General features: G+C 64.7%; 13 protein-coding genes. 9 read left to right on the forward strand and 4 right to left on the reverse strand.

From position 1 onward, the window contains the following. Positions 1-49: 49 nt before the first annotated feature. From P6U24_RS11550 to glyS, 4 genes are all read left to right on the forward strand, one after another. Positions 50-241, forward strand: coding sequence for a hypothetical protein (locus P6U24_RS11550; protein WP_407159243.1), 192 nt, complete (start codon positions 50-52; stop codon positions 239-241). A gap of 167 nt (positions 242-408) precedes the next feature. Further along, entirely contained in the window at positions 409-1,338 is a 930-nt protein-coding gene (locus P6U24_RS11555; RefSeq protein ID WP_407159244.1) for a glycine--tRNA ligase subunit alpha, read from the forward strand. A 299-nt stretch (positions 1,339-1,637) separates the two neighbouring features. Beyond that, positions 1,638-2,069: an endonuclease domain-containing protein gene (locus P6U24_RS11560; protein WP_407159245.1), complete on the forward strand. Its 432-nt coding sequence runs from the start codon at positions 1,638-1,640 to the stop codon at positions 2,067-2,069. 3 nt (positions 2,070-2,072) lie between these two features. Next, on the forward strand, positions 2,073-4,178 hold the full coding sequence (gene glyS / locus P6U24_RS11565; protein WP_407159246.1) for a glycine--tRNA ligase subunit beta: 2,106 nt from the start codon (positions 2,073-2,075) through the stop codon (positions 4,176-4,178). A gap of 382 nt (positions 4,179-4,560) precedes the next feature. On the opposite strand, the gene P6U24_RS11570 is transcribed toward glyS, so the two are convergent. Then, on the reverse strand, positions 4,561-4,914 hold the full coding sequence (locus P6U24_RS11570) for a DUF1236 domain-containing protein (RefSeq protein WP_407159247.1): 354 nt from the start codon (positions 4,912-4,914) through the stop codon (positions 4,561-4,563). A gap of 234 nt (positions 4,915-5,148) precedes the next feature. On the opposite strand from P6U24_RS11570, the gene P6U24_RS11575 reads away from it, so the two are divergent. From P6U24_RS11575 to P6U24_RS11585, 3 genes are all read left to right on the forward strand, one after another. Next, the gene (locus P6U24_RS11575; protein WP_407159248.1) at positions 5,149-5,304 is read left to right on the forward strand and encodes a DUF3096 domain-containing protein; all 156 of its coding nucleotides are present in this window, start codon (positions 5,149-5,151) and stop codon (positions 5,302-5,304) included. A 116-nt stretch (positions 5,305-5,420) separates the two neighbouring features. Beyond that, positions 5,421-8,354 (forward strand): pyruvate, phosphate dikinase, encoded by a 2,934-nt coding sequence (gene ppdK / locus P6U24_RS11580; protein ID WP_407159249.1) that lies wholly within the window; start codon positions 5,421-5,423, stop codon positions 8,352-8,354. A gap of 374 nt (positions 8,355-8,728) precedes the next feature. Beyond that, the gene (locus P6U24_RS11585) at positions 8,729-10,234 is read left to right on the forward strand and encodes a cell wall hydrolase (protein WP_407159250.1); all 1,506 of its coding nucleotides are present in this window, start codon (positions 8,729-8,731) and stop codon (positions 10,232-10,234) included. Between the two features lie 194 nt (positions 10,235-10,428). Here P6U24_RS11585 and nadC read toward each other — a convergent pair whose 3' ends face one another. From nadC to nadA, 3 genes are all read right to left on the reverse strand, one after another. Continuing rightward, positions 10,429-11,304 (reverse strand): carboxylating nicotinate-nucleotide diphosphorylase, encoded by an 876-nt coding sequence (gene nadC, locus P6U24_RS11590; RefSeq protein ID WP_407159251.1) that lies wholly within the window; start codon positions 11,302-11,304, stop codon positions 10,429-10,431. A gap of 37 nt (positions 11,305-11,341) precedes the next feature. Then, positions 11,342-12,943 (reverse strand): L-aspartate oxidase, encoded by a 1,602-nt coding sequence (locus tag P6U24_RS11595; protein ID WP_407159252.1) that lies wholly within the window; start codon positions 12,941-12,943, stop codon positions 11,342-11,344. 200 nt (positions 12,944-13,143) lie between these two features. Next, positions 13,144-14,253, reverse strand: coding sequence for a quinolinate synthase NadA (nadA, locus tag P6U24_RS11600; protein ID WP_407159253.1), 1,110 nt, complete (start codon positions 14,251-14,253; stop codon positions 13,144-13,146). Between the two features lie 353 nt (positions 14,254-14,606). On the opposite strand from nadA, the gene P6U24_RS11605 reads away from it, so the two are divergent. Both P6U24_RS11605 and P6U24_RS11610 read left to right on the forward strand, forming a co-directional pair. Then, entirely contained in the window at positions 14,607-15,860 is a 1,254-nt protein-coding gene (locus tag P6U24_RS11605; protein ID WP_407159254.1) for an MFS transporter, read from the forward strand. Between the two features lie 43 nt (positions 15,861-15,903). Next, positions 15,904-16,890: an MDR family oxidoreductase gene (locus tag P6U24_RS11610; RefSeq protein WP_407159255.1), complete on the forward strand. Its 987-nt coding sequence runs from the start codon at positions 15,904-15,906 to the stop codon at positions 16,888-16,890. Positions 16,891-16,994 lie beyond the last annotated feature (104 nt).

Genomic DNA, 16,994 nt, shown 5'->3' on the forward strand with positions numbered 1-16,994 from the left:
AAATGCTTTCTCGGGGTGGCGCTTCCGGACGGAGAACGAGGATCGATCGATGCCGCCGTTTATCGCATTCGCGGGTGTTCTGGGCGGGCTTGCTGCGGTCCGCTGGGCGTATAAGACCGCGCAGCGGATCAACCAGGAGCTCGAAGAGGCGCGGCTGTCGCGCGTGGCCGATGCGGTGCGCGCCGGCGACATCCCGACGCTCCGCCGCGATCCCGTCACCGGCGCTTACCGGCCGGGCTGAAACCCGGCCCTCGTCTCGATCCGCGGGCGATTGGCTGCGTCTCGCGAGACGGCGGCAAGGTCTATCGCGCCTAAGGATTTAAGCTACCCGTCGCCTTGATTCCCGGCCCTGCCGCCGATACGGTCCGCGCGCTTTTTCGCTTCCCAGCCACCGGACCGATCTCGACGATGGATTCGCTGCCTCTGCATATGCGCCCGGAACGCTCGTTCCAGGGCTTCATCCTGGCCCTGCAACGATTCTGGGCCGAGCAGGGCTGCGTCATCCTGCAGCCCTACGACATGGAGATGGGCGCCGGCACCTTCCATCCGGCCACGACCTTGCGCGCGCTCGGACCGAAGCCGTGGAACGCGGCCTATGTGCAGCCCTCGCGCCGTCCGAAGGACGGGCGCTATGGTGAGAACCCGAACCGGATGCAGCACTACTACCAGTTCCAGGTGATCATGAAGCCATCGCCGCCGAACCTTCAGGAATTGTACCTGAAGTCGCTCGGCGCCATCGGCATCGATGCCGCCGTGCACGACATCCGCTTCGTCGAGGACGATTGGGAGAGCCCGACGCTCGGGGCCTGGGGGCTGGGATGGGAGTGCTGGTGCGACGGCATGGAAGTCTCGCAGTTCACCTATTTCCAGCAGGTCGCCGGATTCGAATGCGCGCCGGTTGCGGGCGAGCTCACCTACGGGCTCGAACGGCTCGCGATGTATGTGCAAGGCGTCGACCGCGTCTACGACCTCAACTTCAACGGCCGCGAGGGCGCCGAGAAGGTGACCTATGGCGATGTGTTCCTGCAGGCCGAGCGGGAATATTCGCGGCACAATTTCGAGGTCGCCGACACCACGATGCTGTTTGAGCAGTTTCGCATGGCCGAGGACGCATGCAAAAAATATCTCGACGCCGGCTGGCGCGATGGCAAGCGCGAGCAGCACCTGATGGCGCTGCCGGCCTATGACCAGTGCATCAAGGCGAGCCACGTCTTCAACCTGCTGGACGCGCGCGGCGTCATCTCCGTCACCGAACGGCAGAGCTACATCCTGCGCGTGCGCGAGCTCGCCAAGGCCTGCGGCGAGGCCTGGCTGCACACCGAAGCAGGCGGGGCGTGAGCCGGTATGAGCGCAAAGGCTGACTCTTCACCCTCCCCTGGAGGGGGAGGGTCGGCACGCGATCGAGCGAAGCGAGATGCGTGCCGGGGTGGGGGTGATCTCTCGGCTGGAATACTGTTTATGATGGATAGACTGTCACCCCACCCCGATTGCTCATGCGTTCGCACGAGCAATCGACCCTCCCCCTTAAGGGGAGGGTGGGCTCTGCGCTTGTGGATGGAAGAGATGATCACCCTCCCCTGGAGGGGGAGGGTCGCTCGCACGCGAAGCGGGCGAGCGGGGTGGGGTGCGGGTGCCAGGTGGGCAAACGGCCGATCAGCGATTTCAAACGCCGAACCGCGAAACGACTGCGTGAAAACGCGACGGCGGCCGAAGACATCTTATGGCGCCGACTGCGGCGGCTCGAGATCGACGGGACTCACTTCAGACGACAGGTGATCATCGGTCCCTACGTTGCGGATTTCGCCTGCCTGGCCCGACGTCTCATTATCGAAGTCGATGGGTCGCAGCACGGAGACGATGCGAACATCCAGCGCGACGAAATCCGGACGCGTTGGCTCAATTCGGAAGGCTATCGCGTTTTGCGATTTTGGAACAACGACGTTATGACCAGGACTGAGGCGGTGCTCGAAGCCATTCACACGGAGATCGCGGTCACCCCACCCCGCCTGCCTTCTGCAGGCGACCCTCCCCCTCCAGGGGAGGGTGGTTCTTCGTGCAGAGAGACTTGAGATATGCCCGACCTCCTTCTCGAACTGTTCTCCGAAGAAATCCCCGCGCGCATGCAGGCGAGGGCGGCGGAGGATCTGCGCCGCATGGTCACCGACAAGTTGGTGGCTGAAGGCCTCGTCTATGAAGGCGCCAAGGCCTTCGCGACGCCCCGGCGGCTTGCGCTCACCGTGCACGGGATCCCGACGCGCCAGGCCGACCTGAAGGACGAGCGCAAGGGGCCGCGCGTCGGCGGGCCTGAGGCTGCGATCCAGGGCTTTCTCAAAGCCACGGGGCTATCCTCGATCGAGGAGGCCACGATCCAGCGCGACCCGAAGAAGGGCGATTTCTACGTCGCCCTGATCGAGAAGCCGGGCCGTGCCACCATTGACGTGCTGGCCGAGATGCTGCCCGTCATCATCAGGACCTTCCCCTGGCCGAAATCGATGCGCTGGGGCAAGCGCTCGGAGAAGCCTGGCGCGCTGAACTGGGTGCGGCCACTGCACGCCATCACTGCAACCTTCGGTCTTGAGACCGAGGAGCCCGACGTCGTCAGCTTCTCGGTCGATGGCATCGAGGCCGGTCAGACCACCTACGGCCACCGCTTCATGTCGCCCGCGGCGATCTCGGTGCGCCGCTTCGAGGATTATGAGGCCAAGCTGCTCGATGCCAAGGTCGTGCTCGACCCGCAGCGCCGCAAGGACTCGATCGTCACCGACGCCAAGCAGCTCGCCTTCGCGCAAGGCTATGAGCTGGTCGAGGACCAGGCTTTGCTCGACGAAGTCGCAGGCCTCGTCGAATGGCCTGTGGTGCTGATGGGCTCGTTCGAGGAGGAGTTCCTCAAGACGCCGGCCGAGGTGATCCGCGCCACCATCCGCAACAACCAGAAATGCTTCGTGGTGCGCGACCCGAAGACCGGCGGCCTGGCGCCGAAGTTCATTCTCACCGCGAACATCGAGGCGAGCGACGGCGGCAAGACCATCATAGCAGGCAACGAGCGCGTGATCCGCGCCCGGCTGTCGGATGCGAAATTCTTCTATGAGACTGATCTGAAGACGAAGCTCGAGGAACGCCTGCCGAAGTTCGAGCAGATCGTGTTTCACGAGAAGCTCGGCACACAGGCCGAACGCATCAAGCGCATCGAACGCCTCGCGGCCGAGATCGCGCCGCTGGTGGGTGCCGACGTCGAGAAGACCACGCGCGCCGCGAAGCTCGCGAAAGCTGACCTCCTGACGGAAGTCGTCGGCGAGTTTCCGGAGGTGCAGGGCCTGATGGGCAAGTACTACGCCCTGGCGCAGGGCGAGGACGCCTCCGTCGCCGCAGCCTGCGAAGATCACTACAAGCCGCAGGGGCCGAACGATCGCGTGCCGACCGATCCGGTGTCGGTCGCCGTCGCGCTTGCCGACAAGCTTGATACTCTGGTGGGCTTCTGGGCAATCGATGAGAAGCCGACCGGCAGCAAGGATCCCTACGCGCTCAGGCGCGCCGCGCTGGGCGTGATCAGGCTTATTACCGACAACGCGCTAAGGATGTCGCTGCGGCAGGTAGCGAAGTCGGCTCTTACGGGTTTGCAAGGCAAAGGTGCTGACGATCCGGACAAGCTCGCAGCCGATCTCCTCTCCTTCTTCGCCGATCGCCTCAAGGTGCAATTGCGCGAGCAGGGTGCGCGGCATGACCTCGTCGACGCCGTATTCTCGCTTGGCGGTCAGGATGACCTGCTGATGGTGGTCCGCCGCGTCGAGGCGCTCGGCAAATTCCTCGACTCTGACGACGGCAAGAACTTGCTCGCCGGGACCAAGCGCGCCAATAACATCCTGTCGATCGAGGAGAAGAGGGACAAGCGCAGCTTCGACGGTACGCCGGATGCGGACCTCTACACGCTCGATGAGGAGAAGGCGCTGGCCAAGGCAATTGGCGAGGTGAAGGCGGAGGCGAGTGCGGCCGTGGCGAAGGAGGACTTTGCTGCCGCGATGCGAGCGATGGCCAAGCTGCGGCCTGCGGTCGACGCGTTCTTCGACAAGGTCAAGGTCAACGACGACGACGCGAAGATTCGCGAGAACCGGCTGAAGCTCTTGAACGAGATCCGCAGCGCCACGCGCGCGGTCGCGGATTTCTCCAAGATCGAGGGCTGAGCTGTCATTGCGAGGCGCGAAGCGCCGAAGCAATCCAGAAGGCCACAGCAAGATTCTGGATTGCTTCCGCCGTCGCCCTGCGGGCTATGGCGGACACGTCGCTTCGCTCGCAATGACGGGAAGATCCGGGCTGAAGGAGCCGCCAAAAAGAAAGAGCCCCGCCCGGCGGGGGGGACCGGGCAGGGCCTTCACACTCGGCCGCTAGCGGGGGCGTCGGCGACCGAATGCAGCGCAAAGCATGATCCAATGGGGGACCGCTTTTCACCTGCGGGCGTCGGGGGAAGCGCCCGCAGGTAGATCATGCCAAATCAATCAGCCGGAGCGGGATGACAATTCCACAAATCGTTGTGATGCCATCACACCCGGAACTTGCCATCGATACCTACTCGATCACCTGAACAATCCGCCGTGTGCGCGGCTCGACCAGCACGGTCTCGCCGTTCACCACCGTATAGCGGTAGGGTGTCGCGCCGAAGGTCTGGGGCACGTCGTAATAGGTGACACCGGTCTCCGGCAGCACGGTACCGACGACCACACGATCCGGGATCGCATAATTCGGCACGCGCTCGCGGATCACATATTCGCGGAATGCCGGGCGCTGTTCCACCGCGATGCCTGCGTCCTCATCGACAACAACTGCACCACGCGACACGCCCGTCGTGTAGCCTTGCGCTTGCGCCGCCACCGGCGTCACGACCGCAGCCATCAGGGCCGCGACGATGAGATGGTTTCGCATGGGACCGAACTCCTTCATTCCTGCAAGCCGGCTCGCGCCGGCACACGGTCCCCAATGCGCCGCACTCTCCATCGTTCCGCAAAAACCGCGGTCGCAAGCGTGACAATTTTAGGCAATTGTGGTGGAAGCGGGAACCCAATCCCGCCATAGGCGTCTCCTATGTCGCTCGGCGAGTTCCACCCCTGCGCATCCCGCCCTCCAACTCCCGAGACAGAAAGTCCAAGCGAGTCCTCGATGCACCTCACCATCGCCCATGTGTCGCCGATCATGTCGCTGATCGCCGGAGTCCTGATCCTGATCATGCCCCGCCTGCTTAATTTCATTGTTGCGATCTTCTTGATCCTGAACGGTCTGATCGGCCTCGGCCTGTTGAGGTGGCTTCACATCTAGAGAGCCTGGATTTCGTCCCAAAGCCTTGGATCGGGAACCGTTTTGCTTGCGCCGCCCGCACCGAAATGGTGTAAGGCGCGCGATTTCTCCTCCCCACTCGCGGATCGAAGCACCTCATGGCCAAAGCGGTAGCGAAGTCGAAGAAAGTTGCAGCGAAATCAAAGCCGTCGAAGCAGGCCAAGAAGGCTGCGCCGCCGGCTTCCGCGCGCAAGGCGCTGAAGACGCCGGCGCGGCCGGCCGCGAAATCCGCTGCAAAAGCCGCCCCGAAGCCGGCTAAGGCGTCTCCCAAGAAAGCTGCCGCGAAGACCGCAGCAAGGGCCAAGCCGGCGCCCGCCAAGAGTCCCGTTAAGAGCGCGGCGGCTGCGATCAAGCCGGGCAAGTGGGTCTATACTTTCGGCGACGGCAAGGCCGAGGGCAAAGCCGGCCTGCGCGACCTGCTTGGGGGCAAGGGTGCCAACCTGGCCGAGATGGCGAATCTCGGGCTGCCGGTGCCTCCGGGCTTCACGATCCCGACCTCGGTCTGCACCTATTTCTACGCGCACGGAAAGACTTATCCGAAGGATCTCGAGAGCCAGGTCGAGAAGGCGCTCGCTCATGTCGGCAAGCTGACTGGGAAAACCTTCGGCGATTCGACGAATCCGTTGCTCGTTTCGGTGCGCTCGGGCGCGCGCGCCTCGATGCCGGGCATGATGGACACCGTGCTCAACCTCGGCCTCAATGACGAGACGGTGGAGGCGCTGGCAAATCTCTCCGGCGATCGCCGCTTCGCCTATGACAGCTATCGCCGCTTCATCACGATGTATTCGGACGTGGTGCTCGGCTTCGAGCATCATCATTTCGAGGACATCCTCGATACTTTCAAAGACAGCCAGGGCTACACGCTCGACACCGACCTTACCGCCGAGGACTGGGAGCAGTTGGTCGGCAAGTACAAGGAAGCGGTCGCCAACGAGACCGGCAAGGATTTCCCGCAGAATCCGCACGACCAGCTCTGGGGCGCAATCGGCGCGGTGTTCTCATCCTGGATGAATGCGCGCGCAGTGACCTATCGCAAGCTGCACGACATTCCGGAATCCTGGGGCACCGCCGTCAACGTGCAGGCCATGGTGTTCGGCAACATGGGCGACACCTCTGCGACCGGCGTCGCCTTTACCCGCAATCCCTCGACCGGCGAGAGCAAGCTCTATGGCGAGTTCCTGATCAACGCGCAGGGCGAGGATGTCGTCGCCGGCATCCGCACTCCGCAGGAGATCACCGAGGAAGCGCGCCAGGAATCCGGCTCCGACAAGCCGTCGATGGAAACGGCGATGCCGGAAGCGTTCAAGGAGCTGACGCGGATCTACACGCTGCTCGAGAAGCACTACCGCGACATGCAGGACATGGAGTTCACGGTCGAGCGCGGCAAGTTATGGATGCTGCAGACCCGCAATGGCAAGCGCACCGCGAAGGCCGCGCTGCGCATCGCAGTCGAGCTCGCCAATGAGGGCCTGATCTCGGAGCAGGATGCTGTGCTGCGCGTCGAGCCGGCCTCGCTCGATCAGCTGCTGCATCCGACCATCGATCCCTCCGCCAAGCGCGACGTGATCGCGACCGGCCTGCCGGCTTCGCCGGGCGCCGCATCGGGCGAGATCGTGTTCTCGTCGGACGAAGCTGCCAAGCTGCAGGCGGATGGCCGCAAGGTGATCCTGGTCCGCATCGAGACCTCGCCGGAGGACATCCACGGCATGCACGCTGCCGAGGGCATTCTCACAACGCGCGGCGGCATGACCTCGCATGCGGCGGTGGTCGCGCGCGGCATGGGCAAGCCCTGCGTCTCGGGCTGCGGCAGCATCCGCGTCGACTATGGCCGCGGCACCATGAGTATCGGCCATCGCACCTTCAAGACCGGCGACGTCATTACGATCGACGGCTCGGTCGGCCAGGTGCTTGCCGGCCGGATGCCGATGATCGAGCCGAAGCTGTCCGGCGAGTTCGGCACGTTGATGGGCTGGGCCGACGACGTGCGTAAGACCGGCGTGCGCGTCAATGCCGACACGCCGGAAGATGCGCGCACCGCCATCAAGTTCGGCGCCGAGGGCATCGGCCTCTGCCGCACCGAGCACATGTTCTTCGAGGAGACCCGCATCCGCACCGTGCGGGAGATGATCCTCGCCGAGCAGGAGCAGGAACGCCGCGCGGCGCTCGCCAAGCTGCTGCCGATGCAGCGCGCCGACTTCGTCGAGCTGTTTGAGATCATGAAGGGGCTGCCGGTCACGATCCGGCTGCTCGATCCGCCGCTGCACGAGTTCCTGCCGCATACGCAGGCTGAAGTGGAGGAGGTCGCGCGCGCGATGAACACCGATCCGCGCCGGCTGGCCGACCGCGCCCGCGAGCTCTCGGAGTTCAACCCGATGCTCGGCTTCCGCGGCTGTCGGCTGGCGATCGCCTATCCGGAGATCGCCGAGATGCAGGCGCGCGCGATCTTCGAGGCCGCGGTCGAAGCGGAGAAGCGCACCGGCGAGGCGGTCGGACTCGAGGTGATGGTGCCGCTGATCGCGACCAAGGCCGAGTTCGACCTAGTCAAGGCGCGCATCGATGCGACGGCGCAGGAGGTGAGGCGCGAAACCGGCGTCGAGCTCGACTATCAGGTCGGCACCATGATCGAGCTGCCGCGCGCTGCGCTGCTGGCCGGCGAGATCGCAGAGACGGCCGAGTTCTTCTCGTTCGGCACCAATGACCTGACCCAGACCACGTTCGGCATCAGCCGCGACGACGCCGCGAGCTTCCTTGGCACCTACATCTCCAAGGGCATCCTCGAGATCGATCCGTTCATCTCGCTCGATCGCACCGGCGTGGGCGAGCTCGTCAGGATCGGCGTCGAGCGCGGCCGCAAGACGCGGGCCGGCATCAAGGTCGGCATCTGCGGTGAGCACGGCGGCGATCCGGCCTCGGTCGCGTTCTGCCACCAGATCGGCATGAACTACGTGTCGTGCTCGCCCTATCGCGTGCCAATCGCGCGGCTCGCCGCGGCCCAGGCGGCGCTCGGCAAGGAGATCGCAAGCCAGGCATGATGCATCGCGCATCGATCGAGAGACGAAAGGCCGGCAGGTGTTGCCGGCCTTTTTCATTATCGAGTGAGGAACTCATTTCTCAGAGGTCGGCCAATTCGACCTAGCGTGTACGAGGTGCGAGCGCACGAATTCGGCAAGCCACAAAAACTTTCTTCGGCATCCTCATTGACCGGATGTTTACCGTTTTCGTCGCGCCCCTGTTTACCAAGCCTTTTGATAGCGGCTTCCGCTACGACCTGGCGACTTGCCTGTCTCACGCCTGCAACGAGGGTTAACTCCCCGGCAACCTAAACAGATTACCAAGGGAGCCGATCGAATTGCACGGATGCACTGCGTTCGATTGTTCCGAAGTAAGCGTTGCGTTGAGCGTATCGATGTTAGTTATGCGTCCCGGTCCGAAGGGCGCGCGGTTCGCGTCCTTCGGATTCGGTCTCTGCGTCTTCGCATTGATGCCGACAGAGACCGGATATCAAGATATCGCTTCGCTGCTTGCCCGCCAGCCCGGGGTTGCCGAACGCTGGCAGAAGCGCGTGTTCTCGGCCGCGGCCTCCGTCCAGCTCGCGACCTACAGCTTCGCTCTTCCGATCGGAACGTCGGCGCCGCAGAGCGCGAACTATCAGCTCGCAAGCTTCAACGTCACGCGCTCCGACGTCACCGTCCCCCGCAATCCCGTGCTGCAGGCGCCGCCGCGGTATCAGCCGTCCGACTTTCCCACGGTCGATCGCACCCTGAAGGGTGATCGTCTGGTGATCACGCCGCCTGCGCCGGCCGCGACTGGCGAGCCGACAGCGCCGGCCGAGGAGACGCCGGCGCAAGCGCCTGCGAACTCCAATATCTCCGTGTTCGGCGCCAAGACCGCGGATATTTCCGCCGAGATTCCGGCTGCAACGCCGAGCGATGCGCCGGCGAGCGCGCCATCAGCGCAGGCCACCGCGCTCGATCCGGAATTGAGCGAGGCGTTGCGGTCGCCGCCGCTACCGCAATATCAGTCCAACGCGGCGCCGTCCGATAGTGCCAAGGCAGATGACGGCAAGCCTGATGACGTCAAGGATGCTGCAACTGGCGGCGATGGTCCGGTGTCGTATGACGGCCTCGATGTGAAGACCGCCACCCTCTATTTCGGCACCTCGTCGCTCGGCGGCGTCGCCGGCAGCATGGAAAGCTGGCAGCCCGGCGAGGCGCCGCTGATCGTGCTGCCTGATCCGGATCTGAAGCCGGTGCGAGTGACGCCATCGGCTTCTGACGATGTCGCAAAGGCGGGCGAGGGCGGTTCGAGCATCGCGCCGAAGGGCGAAGTCAATGCCGACAATCAGCGTGCGATGACGCCGGCCGAGCGGCTCGGCCTCACCGAGGCGAAGACGCGGGCGAAGTCCGAGAAATGTCTCGCAGAAGCGGTGTATTTCGAGGCGCGCGGCGAGGCCGTGCGCGGCCAGATCGCGGTCGCGCAGGTCGTGCTCAACCGCGCCTTCTCGGGCTATTATCCGACCACGGTGTGCGGCGTCGTCTATCAGAACAAGTACCGGCACTTCGCCTGTCAGTTCACCTTCGCCTGCGACAATACGCCGGACGTGATCCGCGAGCCCGACATGTGGGATCGGGCCAAGAAGATCGCCAAGGCCATGCTCGACGGCCAGATCTGGCTGCCGGAAGTCGGCAAGTCGACGCACTACCACGCTTATTGGGTGCGGCCGTCCTGGGTGTCCGAGATGAAGCGGATGTATAAGTTCGGCGTCCACACCTTCTATCGCCCGAAGGCCTGGGGTGATGGCAGCGACGCGCCGAGCTGGGGCTCGCCGGCGCAGACCGCGGCGCTTTCGGCAGAGCTTGTTGAGGAAGCCAGGAGCTCGGCCGAGCTCAACTCGAACTCGGTGAGACGGTAGATCGCACCACGAACTCCTCCGTCGTCCCGGCCTTGAGCCGGGACCCATAACCACCGGCGGGAGTAATTCGCAGGTGCTGTGGCTCCAGAGTGTTCAAATCATCGGCAGCGGTGGTTATGGGTCCTCGCGTTCGCGAGGACGACAGCCGTGCGCGTGGCGCCGATCTTAGTCCGAACTCGATTCGGCGCCAACTGTTACGCCTCAATATCTATCGCGACATCGAAGTTGGGTGCCGAGTGGGTCAGTGCGCCGGACGAGATGTAGTCGACGCCGGTGGCGGCGATCGCGGCGATCGTGTTCCGCGTGATGCCACCTGAAGCCTCCAGCACGAGACGGCCTTGCGTGCGCTCCACGGCCGTTCGCAAGCTCGCGACGTCCATGTTGTCGAGCAGCGCGGCATCAGCAAGGCCGCTGTCGAGCACCTCATCGAGCTGGGCCAGCGTATCGACCTCGATCTCGATCTTGACCAGATGGCCGGCAAAACTGCGCGCGCGCTCGAGCACCGGGCGGATGCCACCGGCAACCGCGATGTGGTTGTCCTTGATCAGGATCGCATCGTCGAGCCCGAAGCGGTGATTGAAACCGCCGCCGCAACGCACGGCATATTTCTCCAGCGCGCGCAGGCCTGGCGTGGTCTTGCGGGTGCAGCAGATGCGAGCTTTGGTGCCCGATATGCGGCCGACATAATCGGCGGTGAGGGTCGCGACGCCGGAGAGGCGGCCGACGAAATTGAGCGCGGTGCGCTCGGCCGTGAGCAGGGCCCGCGCGGGTCCGAGGATCGTCAGCAATTGCTGGCCGGCAGCAACGGTCGCGCCGTCGCGGGCATGCGCCGTGATCTCGATGCCGGGTGAGAGCATCTGCAAGGTCGCGATTGCGAGCGGCAGGCCGGCGATCACACCGCCTTGGCGCGCCACCATGAGGGCTTGCGCGCGCAGAGATTCCGGTATCGTCGCGATCGAAGTGACGTCGCCGGCGCGGCCGAGATCCTCGTCCAGCGCCCGCCGCACCGCCTCATCGACCGCGAGCGGCGACAGGAACGCATCCGGATGCAACAGCGAGCTTGGCGTCATCGTGAACCTCGATCATCTCGGGCGGTCATCCACCGCCTCAGGCGGTCATGGACCGCTGCGGGCGCGGGCGCGCCGCGAGCTCGTCCGCGACCTGTCGTGCGGCATCGAGCGTCGTCATGGTGCGATGGGCAAGCGCAGGGTTCTCGGCGGGATAGTCCGCCCGACAATGCGCGCCACGGCTCTCGCGCCGTCCGAGGGCGGCGGTGGCAACGAGCAGCGCCGCGGTGGCCATGTTGCGCAAGGCAAGGCTGGTGCTCTCGCGCTCCAGTTTCGCCAGCGCGATCACGGCCTCCGCGAGTCTTTCTTCGTCGCGAACGACGCCGACCTGCGCGCTCATGAGATCGCGCACCGCCTTTTGCGCAAAGGGCGGCACGGCGCCGCCGGGCTCCGTGACGAGGCCGGCGGGAACGGGCGTCGCGGCTGCGATCGTCTGGCCCGCAATGTCCTCGGCAATCCGCGCCGCATAGACCACCGCTTCCAGCAGCGAGTTCGAAGCGAGGCGGTTGGCACCGTGGGCGCCGGTCGACGACACTTCGCCGGCCGCCCACAGGCCCTGCAGCGAGGCGCGTCCACGCGCATCCACCGCGATGCCGCCCATATGGTAGTGCGCGGCCGGCGCGATCGGGATCGGCTGTCGCGTCGGATCGATGCCGGCAGCGATGCAGGATTCGTACACGGTGGGGAATTTCTCCGCGAAATCGTCGCCGAGCGCCTCGCGCGCATCGAGGAAGGCGCCGCGGCCGGCAGCGATCTCGGCCGCCACGCCGCGCGCGACGATGTCGCGCGGCGCAAGCTCGGCCAGCGTGTGCCGCGCCAGCATGAAGCGCTGGCCGCGCCGGCTGACCAGGATGGCGCCTTCGCCGCGTAGCGCCTCGGTGACGAGCGGCGCCGGATCGCGGCCGACCATCATCGCGGTTGGGTGGAACTGCACGAATTCCGGATCGGCGATGATGGCGCCGGCGCGGGCGGCGATCGCAAGCCCGATGCCATTAGCTTCCTGCGGATTGGTCGTGACCGCGTAGAGATGGCCGATGCCGCCGGTTGCCAGCACCACCGCGCGCGAGGCGATCACGACGGGCTTGGCATCAGGTTCGCCGGCCTTGCGAAGCTGCAATCCGATGACCGCGCCGCTATCGGTCAGCAGCGCTTCCACCGCGTGACCTTCGATGACCTGGATCGAGGGCGTGTTGCGCACCGCTTCTGTCAGAGCGGCGACGATCGCCTGTCCGGCCATGTCGCCGCGCACGCGCACGATGCGGCGGGCGGAGTGTGCGGCCTCGCGGGAGACGGCAAGCTGGCCTTTTCCGTCGCGGTCGAACGGGACGCCGTAGTCGAGCAGGTCTTCGATCCGCGCAGCCGCCTCGCGCGCGATGCCGAGTGCGATATCCGCATCGACCAGGCCGCCGCCGACCGCTACCGTGTCGGCCGCATGCGCCTCAGCACTGTCGCCCTCGGCGACCGCGGCGGCGATGCCGCCTTGCGCCCAGGCACTGGAGGCGCCCTGGCCGAGCGGCGCGGCCGAGATCAAGGTAACCGGCTGCGGAGCCAGCTTCAGTGCGCAGAACAGTCCCGCCAGACCGGCGCCGACGATCACGACATTTCCGCGGGTGTCGATCAGATCATGAGGGTCCTGATCCATGGCTGTATCCGTCTCGTTGTTCCCGGTCGTTTGGCAAGATGCCGTTCGTCAGATTAAGCAGGCGCGGGTTAGTCTTTCTTCAGAGACATAGATCGTTGTTTATCTGTCTTTGGCGATAAATCGCCGCTGTCTTCGCGGTCGCTCTCGCCATGGCTGTGTCTCGTGTCCTGTTCGCGCGGCCTATGCCTAACGAGTTGTGATTAGTTCCGTAAGTTGATCATCCGCTCGATCGGTTGTCGCGCGCGCGCTGCGATGGCGGGATCGATGATGACCTCCTCACGAAGTTCCAGCAGGCTATCGAGGATGCCGGCGAGCGTGATCCGCTTCATGTGTGGGCACAGGTTGCAAGGCTGCACCATCTCGATGTCGGGCAGCTCGGCCCGCACATTGTCGGCCATCGAGCATTCAGTGATCATCATCACGCGCCGCGGATGTTGCCGCCGGACCCAGTCGATCATGTGCGCAGTCGAGCCGGTAAAATCCGCTTCCGCCAGCACGTCAGGAGGGCATTCCGGATGCGCGATGATCTGCACCGAGGGATCGGCCTCGCGGAAAGCGCGCAGCTCATCCCCGGTAAAGCGCTCATGCACCTCGCAGGCGCCTTTCCAGGCAATGATCTTCACGTCGGTCTTCGAGGCGACGTAGCGGGCCAGATACTGATCGGGCAGGAAGATCACTTCCTTCGCGCCGAGGCTCTCCACCACCTGCACAGCATTGGACGAGGTGCAGCAGATGTCGACCTCCGCCTTCACCTCGGCCGAGGTGTTGACATAGGCGACGACGGGAACACCCGGGAAGCGTTCGCGCAGCAGCCGCACATCGGCGCCGGTGATGGAGGTGGCGAGCGAGCAGCCGGCCCGGGAATCCGGGATCAGCACCCGCTTGTCGGGATTGAGCAGCTTTGCGGTCTCGGCCATGAAGTGCACGCCGCACTGAACGATGATATCGGCCTCGACGCGCGTCGCCTCGATCGCGAGCTGCAGCGAGTCGCCCTTGATGTCTGCGACGCAGTGAAAGATCTCCGGTGTCTGGTAGTTGTGCGCAAGGATCACCGCATTGCGCGCGGCTTTCAGCTCGTTGATGGCCGCGATGACGGGCGCCATGACTGGCCATTCGACGGGCGGAATCACCGTGCTCACCCGATCATAAAGATGCGCCGTCGCCCGCCTGACCTCGGGCGTCCATTGCAATGATGGCCGGGGCGGGGAAGACGTAGCGGCACGCCCACTAGCTGGCCGTTCCTGAACTGCAGAGGGGCGCAAACCACCTGATGCGATGTCTTCGGGACCATAGAGCGCTGTGATCGGCATGTGACCTCCCGGCTCGGTTAATATACTCAAAATGAGTATATGTGGGTCGCAGAGAACGCCTGGATCGGATTCATCCGCATTCTCGGGGATTTGAAGCTCAGATGCTGGCGACTCGCCGCCGAACCGCCGTCTCTTATTCTCAATAAGAGCAAATCGAATATAGCATCGTCGCGCCAAAGTCGCCAGGGGACTCATGTCAACAAATCGTCAAATCGCACGGCCGCTTTCGCGCCACCGCGCATCAGGAGCCATCGATTTTTTTAATTCGCCTGTTTGGGCTTTTCATGCAAACGCATTAAACGGTCATGAAATTCAGCCACTGGCGAGAAGCTGTGCAGCACGGGAGAGGACGCATGTCGATACAAGCAACGCAACCGGGCGCGTCGTCATCCGTCCTCGTGAACTGGCGCACGCCGGCCGTCATCATCATCTGCGGCTGCGCCATTGCGCTCCTGAGCTTCGGGCCGCGGTCCACGATCGGCTTCTTCGTGCAACCGATGAGCCGGGAGTTTGCCTGGGGCCGTGACGTGTTCGGCCTCGCAATCGCGGTTCAGAATCTGCTGTGGGGCCTGGGCCAGCCGCTGGCGGGGGCGATCGCCGACCGCTTCGGCGTGCTGCGCGTGGTCTGCGTCGGTGCGCTGCTCTATGCCGCGGGCCTCCTGATGATGCGCTATTCGGCAACGCCGCTGTCGCTCAATATCGGTGCCGGCGTGCTGGTCGGCTTCGGCCTGTCGGGCTGCTCGTTCAACCTGGTGCTGTCGGCCTTCAGCAAGCTGCTGCCGGCAGAACGGCGCGGGCTGGCGCTCGGCGCCGGCACGGCGGCGGGCTCGCTCGGCCAGTTTCTGTTCGCTCCCTTCGGCGTGGCGCTGATCGACAATTTCGGCTGGCAGAGCGCCTTGATGGTGTTCGCCGCCTTGATGCTGTTCATCGTGCCGCTGTCGCTTGCGATTGCAACGCCGGCGGCGGCGCCATCGAAGCTGACCGATGCCGAGCATCAGTCGTTCACGACCGCGCTGATGGAGGCGTTCGGCCATCGCTCCTACGTGCTCCTGGTGCTCGGCTTCTTCACCTGCGGCTTCCAGCTCGCCTTCATCACCGTGCATCTGCCGGCCTTCCTGGTCGATCGCGGCCTCACCGCACAGGTCGGCGGCTGGGTGATCGCGGCGATAGGCCTGTTCAACATTATCGGCTCGCTCAGCGTCGGCTGGGTGCAGGGCCGGTTGCCGAAACGCTACATCCTGTCCTTCATCTATTTCACCCGCGCGCTGGCGACGCTGGCCTTCATCTCGTTTCCGGTCACGGCAGCATCCGCCATCGCTTTCGGCGCGATCTCCGGCCTCGCCTGGCTGTCGACGGTGCCGCCGACCTCGTCACTGGTCGCGCTGATGTTCGGAACGCGCTGGATGGCGACGTTGTATGGCTTTGCCTTCGTCAGCCATCAGGTCGGCGGTTTCCTCGGCGTCTGGCTCGGCGGCATCGTGTTCGAGCGCTATGGCTCCTACACGCCGATCTGGTGGCTCTCGATCCTGTTCGGCGTACTGTCGGCATTGATCAATCTGCCGATCGTCGAGAAGCCGGTCGAACGGGCCGTTGCGCAGCCGGCCTGATGCGATAAAACCCCTGCAAGCCTAAGAGTTCAGGGAGGTTGTCGTGGCGACATTCAAGGCGATCAGGATCGACAAGGCGGACAAGGGCACGACAGCCGCGCTGACGCAGTTCGACGAGGCCGAGCTGATGGACGGCGACGTCACCGTGCGCGTCGCGTGGTCGACCCTGAACTACAAGGATGGACTGGCGCTGACCGGCAAGGCGCCGGTGGTGCGCCGCTTCCCGATGATTGCCGGCATCGATTTCGCCGGCACCGTCGAGCAGTCCAGCCATCCGGCCTGGAAGAGCGGCGATCAGGTGATCTGCACTGGCTGGGGCATGGGCGAGACCCATCTCGGCGGCTATGCCGAGAAGGCGCGCGTCAAGGGCGACTGGCTGGTCGGACTGCCGGACGGCCTTTCCGCGCGCGAGGCGATGGCGATCGGCACCGCCGGCTTCACCGCGATGTTGTCGGTGCTGGCGCTGGAGAAGCAGGGCGTGACGCCGCAGAGTGGCCCGGTGGTCGTCACCGGCGCCGCAGGTGGCGTCGGCTCGGTCGCGACATCGGTGCTCGCCAAGCTCGGCTATCACGTCATCGCTTCGACCGGCCGTGCGGCGGAAGCGGACTATCTAAGACATCTCGGTGCGGCCGAGGTGATCGACCGCAACGAGCTGTCCGGAGCGGCCAAGCCGCTCGCCAAGGAGCGCTGGGCGGGCGGGGTGGACAGCGTCGGCTCGACCACGCTCGCCAATGTGCTGTCCATGACGAAGTATGGCGGGGCGATCGCAGCCTGCGGGCTCGCCGCCGGCATGGACCTGCCGGGCTCGGTGGCACCTTTCATTCTGCGCGGCGTGTCGCTGCTCGGCATTGACTCGGTGATGTGCCCGCTCACCGCCCGCAAGGCGGCCTGGGCGCGGCTGGCACAGGACCTGGACCGGCCAAAACTATCTGAAATCACTCACGAAATCGGATTCGAGCAGGTGATGGAGATGGCTCCGCAGATCCTGGCCGGCCGGATTCGCGGCCGGCTGGTGGTAAAAATATCCTGAGGACGTTCAGACTTTCCCAACCAACCTGCTCCAATCTTGCCATGGTTGGTATGGTAAGCATCGGGTAAAAGGCCTATTGGCTTGGCGATTGCTGGGTTTGGGGT

The sequence above is a fragment of the Bradyrhizobium sp. STM 3557 genome, assembly GCF_045571465.1.
Lineage (GTDB): Bacteria > Pseudomonadota > Alphaproteobacteria > Rhizobiales > Xanthobacteraceae > Bradyrhizobium.

What these genes read in the sequence shown, in the direction of transcription:
- P6U24_RS11585 (WP_407159250.1), top strand. Translation starts at nt 8,729, where the DNA reads ATGTTAGTTATGCGTCCCGGTCCGAAGGGCGCGCGGTTCGCGTCCTTC.
- P6U24_RS11595 (WP_407159252.1), bottom strand. Translation starts at nt 12,943, where the DNA reads ATGGATCAGGACCCTCATGATCTGATCGACACCCGCGGAAATGTCGTG.
- P6U24_RS11555 (WP_407159244.1), top strand. Translation starts at nt 409, where the DNA reads ATGGATTCGCTGCCTCTGCATATGCGCCCGGAACGCTCGTTCCAGGGC.
- P6U24_RS11550 (WP_407159243.1), top strand. Translation starts at nt 50, where the DNA reads ATGCCGCCGTTTATCGCATTCGCGGGTGTTCTGGGCGGGCTTGCTGCG.
- nadA (WP_407159253.1), bottom strand. Translation starts at nt 14,253, where the DNA reads ATGCCGATCACAGCGCTCTATGGTCCCGAAGACATCGCATCAGGTGGT.
- P6U24_RS11570 (WP_407159247.1), bottom strand. Translation starts at nt 4,914, where the DNA reads ATGCGAAACCATCTCATCGTCGCGGCCCTGATGGCTGCGGTCGTGACG.
- ppdK (WP_407159249.1), top strand. Translation starts at nt 5,421, where the DNA reads ATGGCCAAAGCGGTAGCGAAGTCGAAGAAAGTTGCAGCGAAATCAAAG.
- nadC (WP_407159251.1), bottom strand. Translation starts at nt 11,304, where the DNA reads ATGACGCCAAGCTCGCTGTTGCATCCGGATGCGTTCCTGTCGCCGCTC.
- P6U24_RS11605 (WP_407159254.1), top strand. Translation starts at nt 14,607, where the DNA reads ATGTCGATACAAGCAACGCAACCGGGCGCGTCGTCATCCGTCCTCGTG.
- glyS (WP_407159246.1), top strand. Translation starts at nt 2,073, where the DNA reads ATGCCCGACCTCCTTCTCGAACTGTTCTCCGAAGAAATCCCCGCGCGC.
- P6U24_RS11575 (WP_407159248.1), top strand. Translation starts at nt 5,149, where the DNA reads ATGCACCTCACCATCGCCCATGTGTCGCCGATCATGTCGCTGATCGCC.